Raw genomic sequence first — 23,571 nt, 5'->3', positions numbered from 1 at the left:
GCCGGCCCTCTCGGCCGGGGCGCAGCCAAGGCCGCATCCGGTCTCCATCGGCGCAGCGCTGACGCTAGTGTCCCCTGCCATTAGTTCGATGAATTATTTCCGCGCCTTTTGCCCCGAATGCGTCGTTGTTCGTCGTCGCCATAGCCCTGCTATGACTCCTCCTCTCGCCTAGCCTCGGGCCAAAATGCATCGGAAATTTCTTCAACCAACTAATGGCAGGGGACACTAGACTGGCACGCACACTCTCGTCGTGAACCATTGCATGGCGCGCACTGGCGACATCCTTTCCAGCGGTCCTGGCCAAGGCGAATGCAGCGCCAGTGCTGACGCCCTGTCGCCGCTGCTGTACGCGGAGCTGAAGACGCTGGCCGCGCGGGCGATGCGCGGTGAGCGCAAGGGCCACACCCTGCAGACCACCGCGCTGGTGCACGAGGCCTGGCTGCGCGTGGCGGGTCAGCGCAAGCTGGACCCGGCCAATCGCGAACAGGTGCTCGCGATCGCGTCGCGGATGATGCGCCGCGTGCTGGTCGACCATGCTCGCCGCCGCCAGGCCGACAAACGCCAGGGCATGGAGAACGCGCGCGACCTCGAAGAGATCGAGTGGAGCGTCGCGGCGCCTGGCGCGGGCGCGAACACGGACATCATCGCGCTCGACGGCGCCCTGTCGCGGCTGGAGGCGATCAGCCCGCGCCAGGCCCAGGTGGTCGACCTGAAGTACTTTGCAGGGTTGGAGCTGGAGGAGATTTCGACAGCGCTCGGCGTCGCCAGGCCCACGGTCGTGCGCGACTGGCGCATGGCGCGCGCGTGGCTGGAACGCGAACTCTCCCGTGCCTGAGTCCAACTACGCGCTGGCCCAGCAGATCGCGCATGCGCTGCTCGACCTGCCCGAGGCGGCGCGCGCGGATGCCATCGATCAGCACTGTGGCGCCAACGCGGAACTCCGCCGCGAAGTCGAGTGGTTGCTGGCCGCCGCCGAGGACGATGAGCTGGATGCGGTTCCCGAAGCGGTGCGCGCCGCCACCGATGCCCTCGCGAACGATTTGCGCATCCATGGCCGCGCACCCGGGCAATACCAACTGATCGAACCCATCGGCGAGGGCGGGATGGGCGTGGTCTGGTTGGCGGAGCGCGAAGTCGGTGGTGCGCGCCAGCAGGTCGCGCTCAAGCGTTTGCACAGCGGCTCGGTGGCGCACAAGTCGCGCCTGCAGGAGGAGCAGCGCATCCTCGCCAGCTTGTCGCACGCGAACATCGCGCGCCTGCTCGACGCGGGCGAGGATGCCGACGGCGTGCCTTTCCTGGCGATGGAATATGTCTCGGGCGAGCGCATCGACGACTGGTGCTTCCGGCGCAACCTTGACCTTCGCGCGCGGCTGCAACTGTTCATCAAGACCTGCGCCGCCGTGTCCTACGCGCACCAGCAACTGGTCATCCACCGCGACCTGAAGCCGGCCAATGTACTGGTAGACGAGGCCGGCGAACCCAAGCTGCTCGACTTCGGCATCGCACGGCTGATCGCGGCGGACGGCGCGCCACGCACCGTGACGCAAGCGATGACGCCGGCCTACGCCAGTCCCGAGCAGCTCGAAGGCAAGCCGCTCGGCACAGCCACCGATGTGTGGTCGTTGGGGGTGATGCTGTACGAGTTGCTCAGCGGGGTGCAGCCCTATGGGCACCTGGACAGCGAGGTGTCACGCGCCAACGCGGTGCTGGCCGGCGTCGTGCCACCGCCCAGCCAGCCTGCGCGGCCATCGGCGAACGGCGTGCGCATCCCCACCGACATCGACGCCATCGTCCTCAAGGCGCTGCGGCGCGAGCCGGAGCAGCGTTACGGCTCGGTGCGCGAACTGGCCGACGACCTCAAGCGATACCTGGACTCGCAGCCCGTGCTGGCCCGCCGCGGCCAGTGGGGTTACCGCGCACAGCGTTTCGTACAGCGCAACCGCTGGCCGCTGGCGGTCGCAGGCGTGCTGACACTGATGGCCTGCGGCTTCACCTGGCGCACACTGCTGGCCGAGCGCGAGGCGCGGCTGCAGGCGGAGGTGGCCGAGCAGACCACCGAGTTCCTGATCTCGACTTTCGCGCTCGCCGATCCCACCCAGGGCGGACGTCACGACTACAGCGCACGCGAGGTGCTCGACCGCGGCCACGAGCGCGTCGATCAGGAGCTGGGCGCCCACCCGCAAGTGCGTGCGCGTTTGCTCGAAGCACTCGGCAATGCCTATCGCGGCATCAACGAGGGCAGTGCAGGGGCCGAGTTGCTGGAGGCTGCGGCTCAACTCAACCTCGATCCCGCGATTGACCAGCCGCTCGCGGCGGCGCGCAGCCTGCGCGCCAAAGCAGAGGCCATCCGGGCCAGCAACGGGTCCACCCACGCCGCGAAGGAAGCCGCGCAGCGGGCTTTCGACCTGGTCCGGATCCACGCGCCGGACGACCCGCTAGCCTTGGCCGACGCGCACGCCTCACTGGCAACGGCACTGAACGGTGCGAGCGACGACCGCAGTGCGGTGACCGCCGCGCGCGAGGCCTTGCGCCTGCGCGAGGCCGCCAAGGCCGGTCCGCTGGTCATCGCCAACAGCCTCGTCGATCTCTGTCGCGTGGTCGCTGGCGCCGGCGATACGCAGGGTGCGCTCCCCCATTGCGAGCGCGCCGTCGCCATGTACGCCCACGCCGGCGAAGCGCGCAGCAACGGCTATCGCCTCGCCCTGCGCGAACTGGAACTCGCACTGGTCTACAACGGCCAGAACGAGGCCCACCTGAAAGTGGCGCGCGAACGGCTGGCCATGACCGCTGGACTGTTCGGCGAGGACAGCTCCGTACTTGCCTCCGAGCGCGTGTCGATGGCCTTGGCCCTGGCCGAACAGGGCCTGTTCGACGAGGCCGCAGGCCTGCTCCAACTCAGCATGCCCGTGATCCTGGCGCGCAACGGTGCGGACAGTTCGCAGCACGCCAAGGCGCTGTTCTGCCAGGGCTGGCTGCAGTACCTGCAAGGTCAGTTCGATCAGGCGCTGCCACCGATGCGCCAGGCCCTGGCCATCCAGGAGGCCCGCGTGAAGGGCCGCGACCACTACATGCTGCACGTGCTGCGCACGACGCTGGCCCAGGTGCTGATCGAATCCGGCCAGGCCAGTGCCGAGGCCCGCGCATTGCTCGAGTCGGTCGTCGCCGAGCGCAGCCAGGCGGGAGCGATGGCCAACGCGCTCGCCTATTCGCGCCTGCCGCTGGCGCAGTGGCATGCCGCGCAAGGCGACGCGGCCAGCGCCCGCCGCCTGCTGGACCAGGTGAGCGCCGTCGGCCCCGGCGTGGAAAAGGAAATGCACGCGCGGGTCGCGACCACGCGTTCGGCCTTGCTGGCCGCCGAAGGGGACCTGGCCCGCGCTGCTACCGAAGCCAAGGCGGCCTACACGATCATTCTGGCAGATCGCGGCGAGACCCATCCAGCCACAGTGCGCTACGCCCTCGCATACGCCCGCGCCGCGCGCGCAGCTGGCGCGGCAAACGAGGCGCAAGCGATCGAGCGCCAATACCGACCCTGGCTCGCGCGCCTCTATCCACCCGGTTCGGTGTACCTGACGCAGTTCCCGGCGACTCGTTGAACGCCGCGCCCGGATGGGCGCCCGCGGCTCCGCCGGGCGGGATACGAGGCCGCGAGGCCGATCGAATCATCGCGAAACCAAATGATCCTCGACAGCGCTCCGCTGCGCGTCCATGCGGGCGAGCGATGGAGCGGGGCCCTGACCAGGCCCGCGTGGCGTCCGCCGCATCGACGGGGCGCTCTGGTGGCGTGTCCGGAGTGCTTCGGTCCTTCATTCACAACGTAAACAGGGGATATGCGATGAAAAAGGCGTTCAGTTCGGTGGTGGCAGGTCTGGCGACGGCTTTGGTGGCGTTGCTGAGTCCGGGCATTGCGTCAGCCAAGGTCGTCGTCCTGACCGCGGAGGAGATCCAGGCCATCACCTCCGTTTCGAACAGCTTCGAAGGGACCCTTGACGGGGTGATGGCCGGAGAGGTCGTCCGGTTCAAGATCAACTCGCCAACCAGCTTTTCCTATGAGTACGTCAACGCCGGCGAGGCCTTCAACTTCACCGGAGAGCTGGCCCGGGCCGGGGGCAATGCCAAGGGTAATCCGACGCTGAACTTCAAGCAGCCGGACCAGGACGAGGTGCGTTTCGAATGGCTCAGCAAGAACCAGATCCAGTTCGAATACTGGGAGCCGGGCAAGAGAGCGGGTCAGACCCGCAACAACCCCGCCATGGCGAAAACCACGCTGACGATTGCGGCCGACCCGACGGAAGCGCCCGCGGAAGTCACCCCTGAGCGCCAGGAAGCGCGGGAAGCGGCCACCACCTTGCTGCCAGCGGATACCTACACCTGGCAGCCCTTCGGCAGCACCCTCACGATGGGCGCAGACGGCAGTTTCCGGGAACTCGCACCCGGCTCCGACGTGAGCGGGTTCTTCATCAAGAACGGGGGGGAACTCTGCTTCGATATCGTCAACGGGAACTGCTACGACGTCAGTGGTCCCGACGCTAACGGCAGCTACACGCTGACCTACGCGACCAAGATGATGCAGAGCGACAGGCAGAACTCGCAGGCTGGCAGTCAGACAACGCTGACGCCCAACAAGCACTGACGCGATTGGCCGCGGCAGGGAAGCTTGCTGCTTCCCTGCCGCAGGCTGCGCGCCAGCGTGCTTCTCGCCGCCCGGTCGGGCTGGCATCGCAGGGCGGATGTGTGCGCCGTCGCCGGGTGTAGGATCGAAGCCCTCCTCCCCGACCCGCACGGACCCGCATGTCCCGGCAGCTCCTCGCGTTTGTCTTCGTCCTTCTCGGAGGCGTCCAGCTCCCGGCGTCGGCGGCGCCCGCCGAGGACCTGGACAACGCCTTCAAGCCGATGCTGTGGCGCTCGATCGGTCCCTTCCGCGGCGGCCGTTCGAACGCGGCCACCGGCGTGGTCGGCGATCCGCGCACCTACTACATGGGCACCACCGGCGGCGGCCTGTGGAAGACCGTGGACATGGGGCTGAGCTGGCGCAATGTGTCGGACGGCTACTTCGAGTCCGGCAGCATCGGTGCGGTGGCAGTGGCGCCGGGCGATCCGAACGTGGTCTACGTCGGCATGGGCGAGCACGCAGTGCGCGGCGTCATGACCCACGGCGGCGATGGGGTGTACCGCTCCACCGATGCCGGGCGCAGCTGGAAGCGGATGGGCCTTGAAGCCACCCAGCATATCTCGCGCATCGTGGTCCATCCGCAGGATCCGGACGTGCTCTGGGTGGCGGCGCAGGGCGCGCTGTATGGGCCCAACCCCGAACGCGGGATCTACAAGTCGGTCGATGGCGGCGCGAACTGGAAGAAGGTGCTGTATGTCGACGAGCGCACCGGCGCATCGGAGCTGTCGCTGGACGCGAGCAACCCGCGCATCCTGTACGCGGCGATGTGGGAGCACGGCCGGCGCCCGTGGAACATCACCAGCGGCGGCCCGGGCAGCGGCCTGTACAAGTCGACCGACAGCGGCGAGACCTGGGAGCGCCTGAGCGAGGGCCTGCCCGAGGAGATGGGCAAGCTGGCGATTGCCGTCAGCGCGGCCGACCCGGACCTGGTCTGGGCGCTGATCGAGAGCGATTCGAACGAGGACGAGCGTGGCCTGTACGCCTCGCACGACGCCGGCAAGCACTGGAAGCAGGTCAGCAGCGATCCGCGCCTGGTCCAGCGCGCCTGGTACTACATCGAGGTGTACGCCGACCCGCAGGACAGCGACACAGTCTACGTGATGAGCGCGCCCGCACTGCGCTCGCGCGATGGCGGTCGCACCTGGGAGGATATCGACGGGCCGCACGGCGATTTCCACGACCTGTGGATCAATCCCGCGGATTCCGACAACTTCATCATCGCCAACGACGGCGGCGCCGCGATCACCTTCGACGCCGGCGCGAGCTACAGCTCGCAGGACATCCTGCCGACGGCGCAGCTCTACCGCATCAACGTCGACAACCGCTTCCCCTACCGCATCTACGCCGGCCAGCAGGACAACACGACGATCATGATCGCCAGCCGGGAACTCGCCAGCGACGGCATCGGCACCTCCAGTTGGGCGCCTTCCGCCGGCGGCGAGAGCGCTTTCCTCGCCTTCGATCCGGACCATCCGCGTTACGTGATGGGCGGCAGCTACCAGGGCACCATCGATGTGATCGACACCGAGGCGACCGCCGGCAGCAAGATCATGGCCGCGCCCATCCAGTACCTGGCGATGGACGCCAAGGACATGAAGTACCGCTACAACTGGAACGCGCCGATCATCTTCAGCCGGCATGAGCAGGCCTTCTTTCATGGCGCCCAGCACCTGCTCAAGACCAGCGACATGGGCAAGACCTGGCGCGAGATCTCGCCCGATCTGACGCGCAACAACAAGGCCACCCAGGGCACGCCCGGTGGCCCGTACACCAACGAGGGCGTGGGCGCGGAGAACTACGGCACGCTCGCCTACGTGGCCGAATCGCCGCACGAGAAGGGCGTGATCTGGACCGGCAGCGACGACGGCCTGGTGCACCTGACGCGCGATGGCGGCGTCACCTGGAAGAACGTCACGCCGCCGAAGCTGGCCGAGTGCCTGGTCAATGCGATCGAGGTCTCGCCCTTCGATCCGGCCACCGCCTACATCGCCACCACGCGCTACAAGTTCAACGACCACGCGCCGGGCCTGTACAAGACCACCAATTACGGCGCGAGCTGGACCCGCATCGACCAGGGCATTCCCGACGGCGCCTTCACCCGGGTGGTGCGCGAGGACGATGTGCGCCGCGACCTCCTGTACGCCGGCACCGAGCGCGGCCTCTACCTGTCGTGGAACGGTGGCAAGGACTGGTCGCCGTTCCAGCTCAACCTGCCACGCGCGCCGATCACCGATCTGCGCGTGCACCAGGGCAATCTGATCGCCGGCACTTCCGGGCGGTCGATCTGGATCCTCGACGACCTCAGCCTGGTGCGGCAGTACCGCAAGGACCGTCCGGCCTTCACGCTCTACCAGCCCGGCGATGCCTACCTGGTCAACAGCACCAGCGAGTTGGACGCGCCGGCGGCCGATTTCACCGGCGCCCACACCTACCGCGGGGTCAACCCGGCCAGCGGCATCGTGCTGTACTACGAGCTGCCGGAGCTCCAGAAGGCCGACGAGATCACGCTCAGTGTCACCGACGCCGCCGGGACGCTGGTCCGCAGCTACACCTCGAAGGCGCCGGCCAAGGCGCGCAAATGGGATGGCGGTCCGGCGCCGGATCCGCTGCTGCCCAAGGCCCAGGGCCTGAACCGCTTCGTCTGGGATCTGCGGCATCCGAGCATCACCGGCGTGCCCGATGTGTATTTCGAGGCCAGCTGGGCCGGCCATCGCGCCGTGCCTGGCGAGTACACCTTCACCCTGACGGCGGGCGGGCAGACCCTCGCCACCCGCGCCCGCATCCGGCCCAATCCGCTGTATTCCACCGATGCCGCCACCTACCAGGCGCATCACGCGCTGATGTCGGAAATGGAGGCGGCGCTGTCCCAGATGCACCAACGGATCAACGACCTGCACCGCAAGCAGCGGCAACTGGCGACGCTGCTGAAGCAGTTGCCGGACGACGACAAGTACGCCGCGCTGAAGTCCGACGGCGAGGCGCTGCGGCAAAAGCTCAAGGCCTGGGACGAGGACATGGTGCAGCGCCGAACGCGGGCCTATGACGATGTCGAGAACTTCCCCAACAAGTTCACCGCGCACTATTTCTTCCTGCTCAACCACGCCGAGAGTGATTTGCCGCTGGTCACCGCATCGACCCTGCAGCGCCGCGCGGAGCTGGACGCGCAGTGGGCGACGCTGAAGGCGCGCGCGGACGAGTTGATGGACCAGGACCTTCCGGCGTTCAATGCCCGGCTGTGGCAGGCCGGCGTCGGGGCGATCTGGAAGTGATCGCCGCGGGCGGCAGCTTGCGTCAGCCGCCCGGGCGATCCGACTGCGTCAGGCCGGCGGCGACTGTGTCTGTTTCTTCGCCAGCCATTGCCGATGCGCCTGCGCCAGCGCAAGGTAGCGCGGGTGCTGCCGCAGGCTGTCAAGCCCCGGGCTCTGTTCGAAGCCGGTGAAGCTCACCGGCCCGATCTGCGCGGCAATCGCCTCCAGGTGGAACAGCGCACGCTCAGGATCGCCGGCGCGCGCGTAGGCCACTGCCAGGGACTGGCGGATGCCACTCTCGGCCCACACATCGCGCTTGGCGTGGGCGGTCCAGTCCGCTTCGGCCGCACGCACGCCGGCGAGGTCTCCGAGCATCCCCGGCAAGTCGCAGGGGTAGTAGAAGTAGTAGCTGGTCGACGACCAGCCGCCGGGGTAGGGCGCGGGCCGGCTTGCGATGCGGGTCTTCAGGGCCTGCAACGCGGCGAGCGCCGCCTCGCGCTGGCCGGTCACCAGCAGCGCTTCGGCCTGCGCGTGGGCGTAGGCATCCGGGTGCTCCGGGAACTTGCGCAGGCGCTCGGGCCAGAGTTCCGGTGACAACGCCCGCTCGATCCACTCGGGCTTGCGGCTGGCCAGCGCGATGCGGAAGGGCAGGGCGACATAGAAGTCGTTGGGTCCGTCGATCGCCGCCCAGGCGCCGTCGACATCGCCACGGTTCAGCCGGTCCTCGGCCACATGGGTCGGCAGATCGGCACCCAGTTCCTTGACCCGCGCGCGCACCGCGTCTGCCCGCTCGAACTCACCGAGCGTCAGCAGCGTGTTCGACAATTCGATCAGCGTGTCGGTATTGGCCGGGTCGGTCTGCAGCGAATGCTCGAAGGCGGCGATCGAATCGCCGAAGCGTCCATCCCGGCGCGCCACCAGGCCGCGCGCATACCAGGCCTCGGCATTCCCCGGCGCGCGCTTGAGCACCCGCGCGAGCAGCGCATCGGCGCCGGCGTAATCGAGTTCGCCCCAGTAGCGCTCGTAGGCCTGCGCCATCCAGGTCTCGACGTCCTTGGGCGCCAGCGCCTGCGCCTGCGCCGTGCTCTGCCTGGCCGCCTCGCGCATGCTGGCGTCGTTGTAGCCGAACCAGTAGCTGGCGAACTGGGTGCGCGCCCGGCGCGCATAGGCATGCGCGAACTTCGGGTCCAGCGCGATGGCGCGGTCGAACTGGACCAGCGCGGCGGCGAAGCGCTCCGGCGTGGCGCGGTCGTGCGCGGACAACAACTTGCCCTGCAGGAAGGCCTCGTAGGCCAGCAGGTCGCGGGTGGAACCGGCCGCCAGCCGCCGGGCCTGCGCCGGGCTCAGCGCAACGTGCGTGGCCTGCGCCACTGCCTGGGCGATCTCGGCCTGGATCGCAAACACGGACTCGGCGCTCAGGGCGCGGTCGTAGCGTTCGGCCCACAGGTGCACGTCGCTGGGGCCGTCGATCAACTGCACCGTGATCAGGACTTGGTTCCCCGAGCGTTGCACCGCGCCTTCCAGGACCACCGCGGCGCCCAGTACGCGCGCGATCTCGGGGATCGACAGCCGGGTATCGGCGTAGCGCAGCATCGAGGTGCGCGAGATCACCTTCAGGCTGGAGATCTTGGCCAACTGGGTCAGCAGGTCGTCATGGATGCCTTCGGCGAAATAGGCGTCCTCCAGCAGCGGGCTGCGGTTGCGGAAGGGCAGCACGGCGATCAGGCCGCCGGCTTTCTGCGCCGGCGGCGCGCTGGCATCGGCCGCCGGCCGCGTTTCCGGCGACCGCTGCAACAGGAACTTGTCGGTCAGGAAATAGCCTACCGCGAGCAGCAGCAGGACAATGATCAGGCGGTCCTGCAGGCGACCGCGGGCTGGCAGCTCTTCGCCGATGGGTCGGTCGCTGATCCGACGCAGCCGGCGCCGGCGCCGATCGGGTCCCTGGTAGTCCTCATCCGCCGCCAGCTCACTTTCCAGTTGCAGACCCGCAGGCGTCAGCTCGTAGATCCACGAGAACACCAGCGAGACCGCGAAGCCGATCGCCAGCAGCACCACCAGCGATTTCATCACCCAGGGCGGCGCCTCGAAGACGGGCAGCAACGTCGCCGCCACCTGCACCGCCAGCCAGGCAGCCACCAGGTACAGCCCCGCCATGCGGAAGACATTGCGGCGCTTGAGTTCGGCGAGGAGCTTCACCTCAGGTTCCCGGCAGGCAGCCTGCGGCAGCGTAGACCGATGGTTGCCCGCGCATGGGTTGCGGTGCTCGGCTGGCCTGCAACGAGGCCAGCTGCACAGTCTTGGCGACGAGTGGCTGCACCCTGCCGTCCTTGCCCGATGCACCGATGGTGGCGGTGGAAGCCGATCCTAGCATCGCCATGGATCAGCCGGTCCGGCCCGGCGCGGCGCGGCGCTTCCGGGTCACCGCTGCGGCCCCGGAATGCGATCAGCGCTCGACGCTGCGATCGCGGCATCGTGCGCGGCGAGCAGGTCGACCAGCTTGCCAGCCGCGCCGCCCAGCGTCCTGCGCGCCAGCCAGGCGGCGCCGAACTGCAGCCGCACGCCGATGTCCAGTCCCGGCAGGGCCACCAGCAATCCGGCGCGGATTTCATTCTCGACCATGAACTGCGGCATGTTGGAGACCGCGTCGGAGGCCAGCACGATCTCCTTCAGCACCGCGGCGCTGTCGCACTCGATGGTCACCAGTCCAGCGCGCCTGGCGCGCTCGCGCACATGGGCCGGCATCGCCTTCAACAGGGCCTCGCTGGCCCGCGGCGGGAGCCGCGGTGCGGCCAAGGGGTAGGTGAACACATCCTGCGCGCCGGGTGCCTCCAGCGCCGCCAGCGGATGGCCGCTGCGGCAGACGAAGCGGGTGCGATGCGCGGAAAGCGCGCGGTGTTCGAAGTCCTCCAGCAGGCGGATTTCGCCCAGTTCGGCGATCACCAGGTCCACCTCGCGCGCGCGAGCCCGTTCCGGCAGTTCCTGCCACGGCGCGACGATCAGCTTTACCTGCAGCCGTGGATGGGTGCGGCTGAGCTGGCCGACCACCGGCCCGATCAGTGCCGCCGCACCGAATGGCCCGACGCCGACGCGCAGCTCCCCGAGGTCCAGCCCCCGGGCCAGTTGCAGGTCGCGCTCCAGGTCGCGCGCACCGGCAACCAGCGCCTCGGCGTGGCGCAGCAGCAGGCGCCCGATCTCGGTGGGTTCGACGGCGCCGCGCTGACGCTGCACCAGCACCGCGCCGGCCTCCGATTCGAGCGACTGGATGCTGCGCGAGAGCGCCGGTTGGGTCAGGTGCACCGCCTTGGCGGCGCGGCTGAAGTTGCCGTGCTCGACGACTGCGAGCAGGTGATGCAGGCGCCGGAGATCAAACATGATGCGCAAGACGCATTGATGACAAAGAAAGAATGCATTGGACACATGCAAGCCTAGCGCAAATCATGGCGTGCAGGGCTGCATCGGCTGGCGTGTCCCGGCGACGGACGCGCGGTCTGGACCATCCGCCAGGGGAGCTGCGTCATGAGTCACAGGATTCTGCTGATCGCATCGGCGCTGCTCGCGGGCGCGGCCTGCACGCGTGCGCCAACCGACGCCGGCGACAGCGGCCGGCCCAGTGCCGCGGTGCAGGCGATCCACGCCCAGGCAGCGGAGGCAGCCGACCTCGCGGACCCCGCGAGCTTCGCCGATGCCCAGCGCGGCTTCATCGCCGCGCCCGAGGGTCAGGTCACTGCGGCGGACGGTCGCGTGGTCTGGGATTTCGATGCTTTCCGCTTCGTTGCCGGATCTGCGCCCGCCACCGTGCACCCCAGCCTGTGGCGCCAGGCGCTGCTCAACAACCACGTCGGACTGTTCCAGGTCAGCGAGCGCATCTGGCAGTTGCGCGGCTTCGACATCGCCAACATGACCCTGATCCAGGGCGATACCGGGTGGATCGTGGTCGATGCCCTGACCGCGCGCGAGACCGCGGCGGCGGCGCTGGCCTTCGCGCGCAAGCACCTGGGCGAGCGCCCGGTGACCGCGCTGGTCTACACCCACAGCCACGCCGACCACTTCGGTGGCGCGCTCGGCGTGCTCAGCGCCGAGGAAGCCAGGGCGCGCGAGGTGCCGATCGTCGCACCCGCCGGCTTCATCGAGGAAGCGACCAGCGAGAACGTGCTGATGGGCACCGCGATGGTGCGCCGCGCCGCCTACATGTACGGCAGCCGCCTGCCGGTCTCGGCGCTGGGACTGGTCGACACTGGCCTCGGCAAGGCGGTCGCCTTCGGGCGCGTGGGGCTGCTGCCGCCGACCCGTCTGGTCGAAGGCAGCAGCGAGGAAATGGTGCTGGACGGCGTCCGCTTCGTGTTCCACAACGTGCCCGGCAGCGAGGCGCCGGCCGAGTTCACCTTCGAGTTGCCGGACCTCAAGGCCTACTGCGGCGCGGAACTGATGAGCCACACGCTGCACAACCTCTACACCCTGCGCGGCGCGAAGGTGCGCGATGCGCTCAAGTGGGCGCACTACCTGGACGAATCGCTGGCGCACACCGCGGGCGCCGAAGTGGTGTTCAACCAGCACCACTGGCCGGTCTGGGGCCAGGCGCGTATCCGCGAGTTCATCGAGATGCAGCGCGACAGCTACCAGTTCATCCACGACCAGACCGTGCGCGGGATGAACGCCGGACTCACCGCGCCCGAGATCGCCGAGACGCTGCAGATGCCGCAGGCGCTGCAGGACCATCTCAATGTGCACGGCTACTACGGCACGCTGCGCCACAACGTGAAAGCGGTCTACCAGTTCTACCTTGGCTGGTTCGATGCGAATCCGGCCAACCTCGATCCGCATCCGCCGGTGGAAGCCGGGCGCCGCTATGTCGAGGCGCTGGGCGGCGCGCAGCAGGTGCTGGCGAAGGCGCAAACCGCCTTCGACGCGGGCGACTATCGCTGGGCGGCCGAGCTGCTCAAGCACGCGGTGTACGCCGATGCCGGCGACGCGGCCGCGCGCGAACTGCTCGCGCGCAGCTTCGAGCAACTGGGCTACGCCAGCGAGGCCGCCACCTGGCGCAATGTCTACCTCACCGGTGCCCTGGAACTGCGCCAGGGTCCGCCGGAAACCGGCATGGACCGCGCGGCGATGATCGATTTGCTGCAGCACACGCCGGTCGAGCGTTTCCTCGAAGCGATGGCTGCCTCGCTCGATGCGCAGGCCGCGGGCGACCTCGCACTGACCATCAACCTCGAGTTCTCCGACCTCGGTGAGACCCATGTCCTGGAACTCGGCAACGGCGTGCTGCACCACCACCGCGCACCGCCGGCAGAGGACGCCGCGGCCACCCTGCGGCTGAGCAAGGCCTTCTTCCTGCGCATGCTCACCGGCAGCGCCGGCGCCACCGACCTGCTGACCTCGGACGAGGTCGAGATCGAGGGCAGCACGCTCGATCTGGCCCGCTTCCTGCGCCTGATCGACAAGCCGACGGGGACCTTCCCGATCGTCACGCGCGAGTGACGAGCCCAGTTGCGCGCGCCGGGAAGCTCTTGCCGCGTCGAGGACGGGCCGTGACGCGCTTCCCGGGCCGGATGGGGACCTCCAGCTTCAGCTCGCGATATGCAGCAGGTAGGCCACATAGGACGCGTACGCGCCCAGCAGGAAGGCGCCGTTCCAGCGCGTGATCCGGTAGCCCATCAGCATCATCGGCACCAGGACCAGGGCGAAGCCGATCATTACCGGGATGTCGAGCCCCATCAGCGTAGGCGCGGTGGTCGGCAGCGGCGTGATGATCGACGTGAGGCCGAGGACGCACAGCAGGTTGTAGATGTTCGATCCGAGGACATTGCCGATGGCGATGTCGGCGTGGCCGCGATAGGCCGCCATGACGCTGGAGGCCAGCTCAGGCAGCGAAGTGCCGATGGCAACGATGGTCAGTCCGATCACCAGTTCGCTCATACCCCACATCGTCGCCAGCTTCACCGCCGCCCCGACGCACAGGTGCGCGCCACCCATCAAGCCGGCCAACCCGAGGACGATCAGGGCGATCGTCCCGCCGAGCTTGCGATGGGCTTTCGGGTTCTCGTCGGCGAATTCCGCCTGGACGGTGGCTGGTTCGCTCTTCGAGGTCTTCAACAGGAGAAGCATGAATGCGATGAAGGCGCCGACCAGGACGAAGCCTTCCCAGCGCACCAGTTGCCCCAGGCTGGCGAGGCCCCAGAACAGGAAGCTGATCGCGATCATGATCGGCAGTTCGACCCGGACCATGCGCAACTGCACCGCCAGCGGCGCGACCAGCGCGGCCAGTCCCAGGATGACGCCCACGTTCGCGATGTTCGACCCGACCACATTGCCGATCGCGATGTCGGTGTTGCCATTGACCGCAGCGCCGATATTGACCGCCAGCTCGGGTGTGGAGGTCCCGAAGCCGACAATCACCAGGCCGATGACGAAGGGGCTGATGCCAAAGCGCTCCGCTACCGACGAGGCTCCCTTGACGAAGAGATCGGCGCCCACCGCCAGGATGGCCACGCCGGAAGCGAGGATCAGGATTTGCAGGAGCATGCGCAGCGCAGGGGCAGGATCGGGCTGGCAAGGATGGCAGAATCACGAAAGTCCATCGTGCACGAGTTGTATGTGCGCGTCCCTGCCGACAGGTGGTGGGCGGAGATGGTGGCGCCGATCTCGGCCTGGGCTTCGCATCAAGCCGCGATTTGCGGGCCCGCGAGGGAACTCAGGGGGCGTGCACGCCTGGTGGCGGCACAAGCCGATGCACGCGCAGCGCCTGGTAGATGCCGCGGCACTCGTCGACCACGCGCGCGTCTTCTGCGCCGAGCTCGACAGCTTTCTCACGGGGCGTCTCGAAGCCGGTCGACTGCCACACCGCGTGGTACCAGTGCGGCGCCCACACGCCGTCGCTGGCGCGCGGGCCGGCGGGCCAGTGCAGCATGCGATCGGTGAACGGGATGCCGAGCAGCGCGCAGACCGCGCGCAGATGGCCCCCTGGATCGCGCAGGAACTCGCCGGCGTCGATCACCGGCGGTGCGCGGCCGTCGCGGTCGGCGAGGCGCGCGAACAACTCGGCCTGCTGTGGCAGCCCGATCTCCGCCGCGCTGACGGTGCCGCGGGTGCGCAAATAGGAGGCAACCACCTCGGCCGGATCGCGGATCAGCAGGATGTTGGTCAGTTGATCGATCCACCCGCGTTCCATCTGCGGCAGCAGGTGGTGGGTCATGTGCTTCTGGTACCAGATCGGCTGGCCATCCGGCACCGGGCCGACAAGTTCCGCCACCACGCGCCGCCAGTCGGTCTCGCCGGCCGCGATCACCTCGTCGCGGCCCGGATGGTCGGCGCCGGTGGCGGCGAGGTAGTGCGCGTACAGCGGTTCGTCGCTGACCATGCAGTCGCCGCGGTTCTCCCAGGCCCGCATCATCGCGGTGGAGATGTTGCGCGGGCCGGACCACATCGCGATGCGCAGCGGGCTCATCGTGCAGCCTCGCGCGCGGCGACATCGCGCAGGACGAGGTCGCGGTACAGCGCCTGCAGCCGGTGGATCATCGGGCGGCCCTCCGGGCTGGCCGATGCAAGCGCACGGCCATCGACGGATCTGACCGGCACCAGCCCGGCGAAGGTGCCGGTGACGAAGGCTTCCTGCGCGCCGTAGACCTCGGTCAGGCTGAAGTTCTTCTCGCGCGCCGGGATGCCGGCCAGGCGACAGGCTTCGAGCACCTTGGCGCGGGTGATGCCGGGTAGGCAGTAGTCGCCGCTCGACGTCCACACCTCGCCGCGACGGACGATGAAGAAGTGGGTGGAGTTGCAGGTGGCGACGAAGCCGTGCGGATCCAGCATCAGCGCCTCGTCGGCACCGGCGGTGTAGGCCTGGATGCAGGCGGTGATGCAGTTGAGCTTGCTGTGGCTGTTGAGCTTTGGATCCTGCACATCCGGATAGCCGCGGCGCACGTGCACGGTGAACAGCTTGAGGCCGCGCGCCAGCGTCTGCGGCAGCGGCGTCTTGTATTCCGGGATGATCACGATGGTGGCCGGCCCGATGCACACCCGCGGGTCCTGGTAGGGCGTGCGCTTGACCCCGCGCGTGACCATCAGCCGCAGGTGCACGCCCTCGCGCATGCCATTGGCCTCCAACGTGGCGTACAGGGCGCGCCTCAGTTCGTCCCGCGTCAGGCCGATCTCGAGCGCGATCGCCTTCGCGCCCTCGTACAGCCGGTCGAGATGCTCATCGAGGAACACCGGATGGCCGGCTACCACGCGCAGCCCTTCCCACACGCCATCGCCGAGCACGAAGCCCGAATCGAACACTGACAGCGTTGCCTGCGTGCGCGGCTTCAGCTCGCCGTTGACGTAGATCCGGATGTCCGCATTGCGCGGATCGTCGATGAAATCGTGGGTGCCCTGCGCCATCGACCGACCTCGCGGCAAAGCCCCGAGCATACCGGGCCCTGTTCCATGCGCCGATGCCAGTTAAACGCGGAGACGCAGAGGACGCAGAGAAAAGCGCGGAGAGAAGCGGATGAACAGGGTGATTTTCGGGAAATGGTGACTGACTGGCGCGCTGCGGAGCGTTCAGACGCGGAGGATAGGGAGAAAAATCATGGGCAAGGTCGGATGCGGCGCCTGCCACTCCCGCCATCGCTCTTCTCCGTGCTCTTCTCTGCGTCCTCCGCGTCTCCGCGATTGACGGGTCCGGTCGCGAGATCATTCAGCGCAGAAGAGCCAGAGAAAAGCATGAGAAAGGTTGGATGCGGCGCATGCCACTCGCGCCCTCCGCGTCTCCGCGTTTAACCGGCCCGGTTCAGCCGTCAGCCGAGGTAGGTAAAGACGAGGATGGCGGCGAGGATGGCCAGGGTCACGGCGCCGCCAAGAACCACCAGGCGCGTCAGTGCCTTGCGATTCTTCTCCAGTTCCTGGTCCTTCGAGGCGAGGATCTTGCTCATCGCGTCCTGTCCGGCATGCAGCGGGCCGATACGGCCGAAACTGCGGAGCGTTCGAGCCTACTCCGCGCCCCTGCCATGTCAAGCGCGCGGCGTCAGCGGAACCCCGCCTTCTGGCCGATCGCGGCCACATGGTTGACCAGTTCGTGGCAGAGCACCACGGCCTTGTCGTCGGGGCTCCAGAAGGCATTGGGCTGGCCGCAGTCCTGGGCGACCAGGCGGACCATCACGGCGCCCTCCGGAAACTTGAACTGCTTGAGCAGCGCCTGTCCTTGCTCCAGCAGTTGCGCCTTGCGCACCAGCCGGGCGGCGTCGACTGTGTCGGCGGATTCGGGCTCGATGTGGTTGACCGGGACAATGAAGCCGTCGAGCTGCGCCGGCATGCTCGCTACCTGGCCCCGCAAGTTTGCCGACCACGAGGCGGCGTTCTGCGCGGCCTCGGGAATGCAGCTCTCGCGACGTGCCTGCGGCAGCCCCAGGCGCCCGGCCAGCGGGCCCATGGTCTGCGGATCCGCGCCGTACAGCAGGCAGGCGATCTGGAAGCCGCGCTGCTCGTCGATGCCGTGCTCGTCCCACCAGTGCAGCTCGTCGCGGTCCGCTTCGCTGGCCTGGCCCGAGGCCAGCCACCACTCGACTGCCGCAATCGCATCGGTGCCGTCCTCCTGGCCATCCGGCGACAACCACCAGGTGGCGAAACGGTCGGCCGCGTCCTCCTCGCGCCCGAGCACCGGCATGTCGTACAGATCCACCAGCGCATGACCGATCTCGTGCAGCAGCACGAAGCGCAGCGTGCCGTTGACGAACTGCTGCAGGCTGACGCTGTCGCGGAACATCGATTGCGGCGGCGCCAGGCGGATCTCCTCTGCCGGCGCGGCCTGAGTGATTGCGGCAAGTGCGAGGGCAGCGAGGGAGTTCAGGCGCATCGGGCGGCCACACCGGCAGGACAGGGCCCCCGAGTCTGCAGGCAGCCCGCGCGCTTGCCCATTGGCCAATCGTGACGATGCGCTGCGTCGGCGCGGCTCAGAGATCGCGCCGCCCGGTGAGCACACCCGCACCGCCCAGCAAGCCCTGCGCCATCCAGGCGGCGACGATGACATAGGCAATCCGCGGCAGCCAGGCGGCCAGTTGCGCCTGCTGCGCCTCCAACTCCTGCGCTTCGGCCCCGGCCCAGCGACTGAGCATCTCCGGCAACTGTCCGCTGCCCTCGCCAGTCGCAATCATCCCGGACAGGGCGTGGTGATCGATGCCGTCCAGCGCGCTCACCGCAGAGGCCAGGGTGGCGCCGCCCTGCATGCGCGGCAGCAACTGATCGAACTGCGCGCGGACCGCACGCAGGCGCACCGTGCCAGCTGCCAGTGGCAGCGCCGTGAACATGCTGACGCCACTTTCCAGCAGCAGCGCCAGGCTCTCCACGCCGCGCTGCACCTCATTGCGCCGCCACAGCGGGCCGAATACCGGCACCTGCAGGGCCACCGCTTCGATCGCCAGTCTCGCCGGACTGTCCGGCACTGCTGCGGCATGCTGCCGGAGGTGGCCGACCAGAGCCCAGCACGCCGCCAGCAGCATCAGTGTGCCCACACTGTGCAGCAGGTAGCCGCCGCCGCTGAGCGAACCACTCACCAGCGCGGGCAAGGGCTGCAGAAACAATGCCAGCGCCAACACGAACAGCGGCAGCAATAGACGTGCGCGCACCTGCTTGGCCAGCTTCGCGCGCAGCGCGGCGGCCGCGCCCAGACGTTCGTGCGCAATCGCCGGACTGCCGGCGAGGATCGCCGCGCGCAGCACGCCGGCTTCCAGCGGCGTGAACAGGCCCGCCGCCGCGCCCGCATCGGCCAGCGATTGCCCGCGCGCCAGCGCGCGCGCGGCGCGCGCCGTGGCCGGCTTCCAGGCACCCGGAAGGTCGAGCATGCCGACCGCCTGCGCGGGCGGCACGCCCGCGCGCTCCAGGGCCGCCAGTTGCGCATGCATCTGCGCGCGCAAGTCGTCAGGCAGCAGCTGCGGGAAGGCGGGAAGAGTGCTTCGTGCGGGCATACGCTGGAGTCTGCCAGCGGGGTGCCCGTTGTGGGCCGAAATGATGCGTGGGGATTCGCAAGCCACGCGCCGGGCGCGTAGCGTTGTGCTCCACCTTGCGAGTCGCCCGTCGCCGATGACCGTGCCCCCCGACCATGCGATGGCGATCCTGCACGGCGCGCGCCTGCGGCTGCGGCCACTGCGCAGCGGGGACGCAGCCGCGCTCTACACGCTGTTCAGCGACCCGGCGGTGACCCGCTACTGGAGCTTCGCCGCGTGGACCCGCCCGGCGCAGGCGCAGGCCTTCATCGAGCTGCGCCAGTCGCTGGATCCGCAGCGCGTGCGCAGCTTCGCGATCGCACTCGCTGCCAGCGACGAGCTGATCGGCACCCTGACCCTGTTCCTGCTGGCTGGACAGCGGTGCGAAGTCGGCTATGCCCTGGCGCCGGCCTCGCAGGGACAGGGTCTGGCGGCTGAGGCTTTGCGACTGGCTATCGCGCATGCATTCGGCGCACTCGGCGTGCAGTGCATCGAAGCCGATGTGGACCCGCGCAACCGGCCGTCCGTGCGCCTGCTCGAAGGCCTGGGTTTCCGCTGTGTGCGCGAGGTGGCCGAGCGCTGGCGTGTGGGCGACGAGATCGGCAGTTCGGCGATTTACGAATTGCGTGCCGCTGCGCCACCCACGGGCTGATCGCGCGGCTCAGGACTCCGCCGCGATCTTCCGGCGCATGCGCCAGGTTCCCCAGGCCACCAGCAAGGCAATGACCGGGATCGACACCGCCGTGATGACTTCGACCGATCCGTGGTGCCAGTCCGCCGTCGCCCGCGCCAACTGGCGCACCAGGCTGGAGCCGTAGTAGGTCAGCACCACCACCGACAGGCCCTCGACGGTTTCCTGCAGCCGCAATTGCAGCCGGGCGCGCTGGTTCATCTGGCCCAGCAACTCCTGGTTCTGCTGCGCCAGGTCGATGTCGACGCGGGTCCGCAGCAGTTGGCTGTTGCGCGCCACGCGTGCGGAGAGTTCCTCCTGGCGACGGGCGATGGCCGCACAGGTGCGCATGCCGGGCTGCAGGCGCCGCTGCATGAACTCGGCAAAGATCGGGAAGCCCGACACGCGCGATTCGCGCAATTCCTCGATGCGTTGCATCACCATGCCCTGGTAGGCATGCGAGGCACCGAAGCGGAAAGTCGTGCGCGCCACCGAATGTTCGACCTCGGCCGCGAGCGTGGACAGCGCCGTCAGCGCGTCGCGCTCGTCCTGCGCCGAGCGTGCATGGTCGATCTGGTCCATCAGGTCGGCCAGTCGCTGCTCGCTCAAGTACAGCCAGCGCCCGGTCTCCTTGGCCACCGGCAGGCCCAGCAGGGCGAGCATGCGGTAGGTCTCGATCTCGACCAGCCGCTGCACCGTGCGCCCGGTCTGGCGCTGGGTCATCGACTCGTTGAGCACCAGGAAGCGCGAGAAGCCGTTGTCGATCTTGAAATCGCTGAACACCCAGGCCGTCTGGTCCGCGACCCGCGCCGCCACCATCGTGCGCCCGTTGGCGATCAGCCCGGCCAGCACCGAGTCCGCACTCAGATCTGCCGTCGGGCGCACCTCGATCTGCGTGGCCACCATCAGCTTGCCCGGAATCCGCCGCATCCACTCCGTGTGCAGCGCATCCAGCGCGGTCGCGTCGGCATCGAGTACTTCACCCGCCGCCAGCGCGCGGAAGAAGGTGTAACTGGAAAACTCCGTATGCCGCTCCCAGCGCATGCGGAAAGCGGCCGTCTCCAGCGTCAGGAAGGAATCCGCGTTCTCGATCGCGGTGCATTGCAGGCCCTTGCACAACTCGGCGAGGATCGCGCGCTCGTCGCCTACCGCCTCGGCCCCTTCGCCGTTCTGGAACACCAGGTGCGACACCAGCATCGCCCCCACCAGCGGCACCGGCGGCCCGGCGTGGAACTCGAGGTTCAGCCGCTGGCGTAGCGGGTGCTCGTCCAGATGCGCGAGCAGTAGCCGTGGATGCATGGACCGGTGCCTCCGGCGGACGCAGGATTGCCCAGAGCGTACTCCCCGGGGTTTGGAGTTGGGGCTCAGCTTGCTGCCGTCGCACGCCGTGGTGGGGTGGTGGCGCTCGATCCTGGCGACGTCGCCAGGACGGCAGGCGGCGACGGGCGAGTCCCGGGCGGTGGGTGTCCGGGGCCGAACACGAGTGTCCGCTGGCGTGCGCCGGGCTGCCCCGGATCCGCGTTGCTGCGCGGCCCTCGGCGAGGCATGCAGATTGCATGCGCAGTTGCCGGGCTGCCCCGAGCCCGCAGGGTCCGCGCTGATGAACGACTTCCGCTACGCCCTCCGCCAGTTGTGGCGACACGCCGGATTCGCGCTCGCGGCCATGCTGACGCTCGGCCTCGGTATCGGCCTCGTGGCCACCCAATACAGCTTGATCGACGGTGTGCTGCTGCGCCCGCTGCCGTTTCCGCACGCCGACCGCATCGTCCACGTCGCGCTTGCAGAGGGCAGCGACTCGCAGTCATGGAGGCGATTGCGGGCGGACGACTATGCCGCGCTGGCCGCGCAGCAGCGGGCTTTCGACACCCTTGCAGGCTGGCGTTCGGAAACCTACAACCTGGCCGCGCCAGGCGAACTGCCGCAGCGCCTCTGGGGCTCGGCAGTCACGCCCGAGTTCTTCGCGATGCTCGGTGTGGCGCCGCTGCACGGGCGCCTGCTGGAGCTGCAGGACGCGCAGCCGGGCCAGCCGCAGCGGGCGATGATCGAGCACCGCCTGTTCGTCGAGGCCTTCCAGGCCGATCCGGGTGTGGTTGGCCGCAGCGTGCGCCTGAACGGCGAGCCGACCACGATCATCGGCGTGCTGCCGCCGGGTTTTCGCTTCCCGGGCAACGACAGTGTGTGGGTCAACATGCGCCTGCCAGCGGAAGGAACGCCGGTGGATCACCTGCAGATCGGCATGGAGGCGTTCGGCCTGCTTGCGCCAGGGCAGAGCGCGCAGAGCGCGCAGGCCGAAGTCGGCACTTTGTTGCAGCGCCATCGCGCGGCGCTCGGAGAAGGCGCCGACGGCAACACGCCTGCGCGCGTGCAGCCCTTGCAGTACGCCTACAACGGCGGGCCGACGGTGCCCTTGCTGCTGACCCTGCTGGCGATGACCGGTTTCGTGCTGCTGCTCGCCTGCACCAATGTCGCCAACCTGATGTTCGTGCGCGGCGCCGACCGGATGCGCGAGATCGCGGTGCGCAGCGCACTGGGTGCCGGGCGGGCGCGCGTCGTCCGCCAGGTGCTCGCGGAGAGCCTGCTGATCGGCCTCGGCGGTGCCATGCTCGGCCTGGCGCTGGCGGCGGTCGGCATCGGCCTGCTGCAGGCGCAGGCGGCTGCGCGCCTGAGCATGCCGGCGTGGATGTACTTCGACCTGAATCCCCGCGTGGTCGGCATGGCGCTGCTGCTGGCCATCGGCGCCGGTCTGTTCGCCGGCCTGTTGCCGGCGCTGCGCTCGAGCCGGATCGACCTCGCGAAGAACCTGCGCGAGAGCGGCCGCGGCCAGGTCGGTGCGGCGCGCATCGGTGCGTGGACGGCTGCCGGACAGCTGGCCTTCGCGTGCGCGGCCCTGGTGGTGGCCGCCCTGTTCGGCCAGAGCCTGGTGCAGAGCTCGACAGTCAACTTCAGGTTTGATCCGGAACGCCTGCTGGTGGGTCGCCTCGAACTGCAGGGCCCGGCCTATGCCGAAGCGAGCGCGCGCACTGCATTCTACGAGCGCCTGCTGGACCACGTGCGCGCCGTGCCCGGTGTGTCCGCGGCTGCGGTGAGCAGTCGCGATCTCGTCGGTCAGGGTGTCGGCGTCAGCGTGGAGATCGAGGGTGTTGCGTACGCGCGCGAGCAGGACCGCCCGCCGGCATGGCTGGAAGTGGTCAGTCGCGATTATTTCGCGCTGCTCGGCCAGCCGGCGCTCGCGGGTCGGCTGTTCGCGGCCAGCGACAGGGCCGGTGCGACGCCCGTGGCGGTGCTCAACGCGAGCCTCGCGGAGCGCCTGTGGCCGGGACGCAGCGCGCTCGGCCAGCGTCTGCGCCGCGGTTTGCCTGGCGAAGCTTGGGTGACCGTGGTCGGAGTGGTCCCGGATTTGCACATGCAGGGTGTCGGCAATGCCGGCGACGGTGGTGGTTACTACCTGCTGCAGGATCAGCAGAGCTGGGGTTGGCTGGAGTTGCTGGTGCGCACCGAGGGCGATCCCGCCGCGATGGTCGCAGCGGTGCGCTCTGCGGTCGCGGCGATCGACCCCTTGCAGCCGATCCACAGCATCGCCACCCTCGGCGAGCGCACCCGCGGCTGGCTCGCCCCGATGCAGATCATCGGCTCGATGGCCGGCGTGTTTGCCATAGCCGCCCTGTTGCTGGCCGCGGTCGGCGTGTACGGCGTGATGGCCTACGCGGCGCGCCGGCGCCAGCGCGAGTTCGGCCTGCGCCTGGCGCTCGGGGCGGCCGGGCACAGCCTCGAATGGATGGTGCTGCGCCAGGGCGCGCCGCAGACGCTCGGTGGCATCGTCGTCGGCCTGTTGCTCGGCTTCCTGCTTGCGCAGCCGCTGGCGCCGGTACTGGCGTCCGCATCGGTAGCCGATCCGCGCATCTACGCGCTCGCCGCCGCACTGCTCGGCGTGGCGACGCTGCTGGCGAGCTGGTGGCCGGCGCGGCGCGCGGCGGGTGTCGATCCGATCGCTGCCTTGCGCGGCGACCAATAGTGTCGATCTCGGTT

Annotated in this window: 15 protein-coding genes; 7 read left to right on the top strand and 8 right to left on the bottom strand. The window is 68.9% G+C overall.

The genetic code is table 11. From position 1 onward, the window contains the following. Nucleotides 1–262 precede the first annotated feature (262 nt). The 4 genes from IPK27_03815 to IPK27_03800 all read left to right on the top strand — a co-directional run bounded on the left by IPK27_03815 (nucleotide 263) and on the right by IPK27_03800 (nucleotide 7,938). Complete coding sequence (locus IPK27_03815; GenBank protein ID MBK8066765.1) at nucleotides 263–835, top strand: sigma-70 family RNA polymerase sigma factor; 573 nt, start codon at nucleotides 263–265, stop codon at nucleotides 833–835. Further along, nucleotides 828–3,593 carry a serine/threonine protein kinase gene (locus tag IPK27_03810; protein ID MBK8066764.1) on the top strand — a complete coding sequence of 922 codons (2,766 nt, stop codon included), beginning with the start codon at nucleotides 828–830 and terminating at the stop codon, nucleotides 3,591–3,593. The genes IPK27_03815 and IPK27_03810 overlap by 8 nt, the downstream gene beginning before the upstream one ends. Nucleotides 3,594–3,832: 239 nt before the next feature. Next, complete coding sequence (locus tag IPK27_03805) at nucleotides 3,833–4,630, top strand: hypothetical protein (protein MBK8066763.1); 798 nt, start codon at nucleotides 3,833–3,835, stop codon at nucleotides 4,628–4,630. Nucleotides 4,631–4,788: 158 nt separating this feature from the next. Beyond that, complete coding sequence (locus IPK27_03800; protein ID MBK8066762.1) at nucleotides 4,789–7,938, top strand: glycosyl hydrolase; 3,150 nt, start codon at nucleotides 4,789–4,791, stop codon at nucleotides 7,936–7,938. 48 nt (nucleotides 7,939–7,986) lie between these two features. On the opposite strand, the gene IPK27_03795 is transcribed toward IPK27_03800, so the two are convergent. Continuing rightward, nucleotides 7,987–10,113, bottom strand: a complete 2,127-nt coding sequence (locus tag IPK27_03795) for a hypothetical protein (GenBank protein MBK8066761.1) — start codon at nucleotides 10,111–10,113, stop codon at nucleotides 7,987–7,989. Nucleotides 10,114–10,335: 222 nt separating this feature from the next. After that, on the bottom strand, nucleotides 10,336–11,289 hold the full coding sequence (locus tag IPK27_03790; protein MBK8066760.1) for a LysR family transcriptional regulator: 954 nt from the start codon (nucleotides 11,287–11,289) through the stop codon (nucleotides 10,336–10,338). Nucleotides 11,290–11,433: 144 nt separating this feature from the next. Between IPK27_03790 and IPK27_03785 the strand changes: the two genes are divergently transcribed. Beyond that, nucleotides 11,434–13,398, top strand: a complete 1,965-nt coding sequence (locus IPK27_03785) for an MBL fold metallo-hydrolase (GenBank protein ID MBK8066759.1) — start codon at nucleotides 11,434–11,436, stop codon at nucleotides 13,396–13,398. Between the two features lie 87 nt (nucleotides 13,399–13,485). Here the strand turns inward: IPK27_03785 and IPK27_03780 are convergent, their stop codons facing one another. The 5 genes from IPK27_03780 to IPK27_03760 all read right to left on the bottom strand — a co-directional run bounded on the left by IPK27_03780 (nucleotide 13,486) and on the right by IPK27_03760 (nucleotide 18,857). Beyond that, complete coding sequence (locus tag IPK27_03780; protein ID MBK8066758.1) at nucleotides 13,486–14,442, bottom strand: calcium/sodium antiporter; 957 nt, start codon at nucleotides 14,440–14,442, stop codon at nucleotides 13,486–13,488. 169 nt (nucleotides 14,443–14,611) lie between these two features. Then, nucleotides 14,612–15,364 carry an HAD family hydrolase gene (locus IPK27_03775; protein ID MBK8066757.1) on the bottom strand — a complete coding sequence of 251 codons (753 nt, stop codon included), beginning with the start codon at nucleotides 15,362–15,364 and terminating at the stop codon, nucleotides 14,612–14,614. Further along, nucleotides 15,361–16,296, bottom strand: coding sequence for an aminotransferase class IV (locus tag IPK27_03770; protein MBK8066756.1), 936 nt, complete (start codon nucleotides 16,294–16,296; stop codon nucleotides 15,361–15,363). The genes IPK27_03775 and IPK27_03770 overlap by 4 nt, the downstream gene beginning before the upstream one ends. A gap of 625 nt (nucleotides 16,297–16,921) precedes the next feature. After that, entirely contained in the window at nucleotides 16,922–17,749 is an 828-nt protein-coding gene (locus IPK27_03765) for a hypothetical protein (protein MBK8066755.1), read from the bottom strand. A 97-nt stretch (nucleotides 17,750–17,846) separates the two neighbouring features. Then, complete coding sequence (locus IPK27_03760) at nucleotides 17,847–18,857, bottom strand: type II secretion system F family protein (protein MBK8066754.1); 1,011 nt, start codon at nucleotides 18,855–18,857, stop codon at nucleotides 17,847–17,849. Nucleotides 18,858–18,972: 115 nt separating this feature from the next. On the opposite strand from IPK27_03760, the gene IPK27_03755 reads away from it, so the two are divergent. After that, entirely contained in the window at nucleotides 18,973–19,527 is a 555-nt protein-coding gene (locus tag IPK27_03755) for a GNAT family N-acetyltransferase (GenBank protein MBK8066753.1), read from the top strand. Nucleotides 19,528–19,536: 9 nt separating this feature from the next. Here IPK27_03755 and IPK27_03750 read toward each other — a convergent pair whose 3' ends face one another. After that, entirely contained in the window at nucleotides 19,537–20,844 is a 1,308-nt protein-coding gene (locus IPK27_03750; GenBank protein MBK8066752.1) for a DUF3422 domain-containing protein, read from the bottom strand. 301 nt (nucleotides 20,845–21,145) lie between these two features. On the opposite strand from IPK27_03750, the gene IPK27_03745 reads away from it, so the two are divergent. After that, a complete protein-coding gene (locus IPK27_03745; protein MBK8066751.1) occupies nucleotides 21,146–23,557 on the top strand; it encodes an ABC transporter permease in 2,412 nt (803 codons plus the stop codon). Nucleotides 23,558–23,571: the final 14 nt, after the last annotated feature.

The sequence above is a fragment of the Rhodanobacteraceae bacterium genome, assembly GCA_016713135.1.
GTDB lineage: Bacteria > Pseudomonadota > Gammaproteobacteria > Xanthomonadales > SZUA-5 > JADKFD01.
Note: the sequence above shows the minus strand (reverse complement) of the source record. Positions and strands in the feature narration are given on the sequence as shown.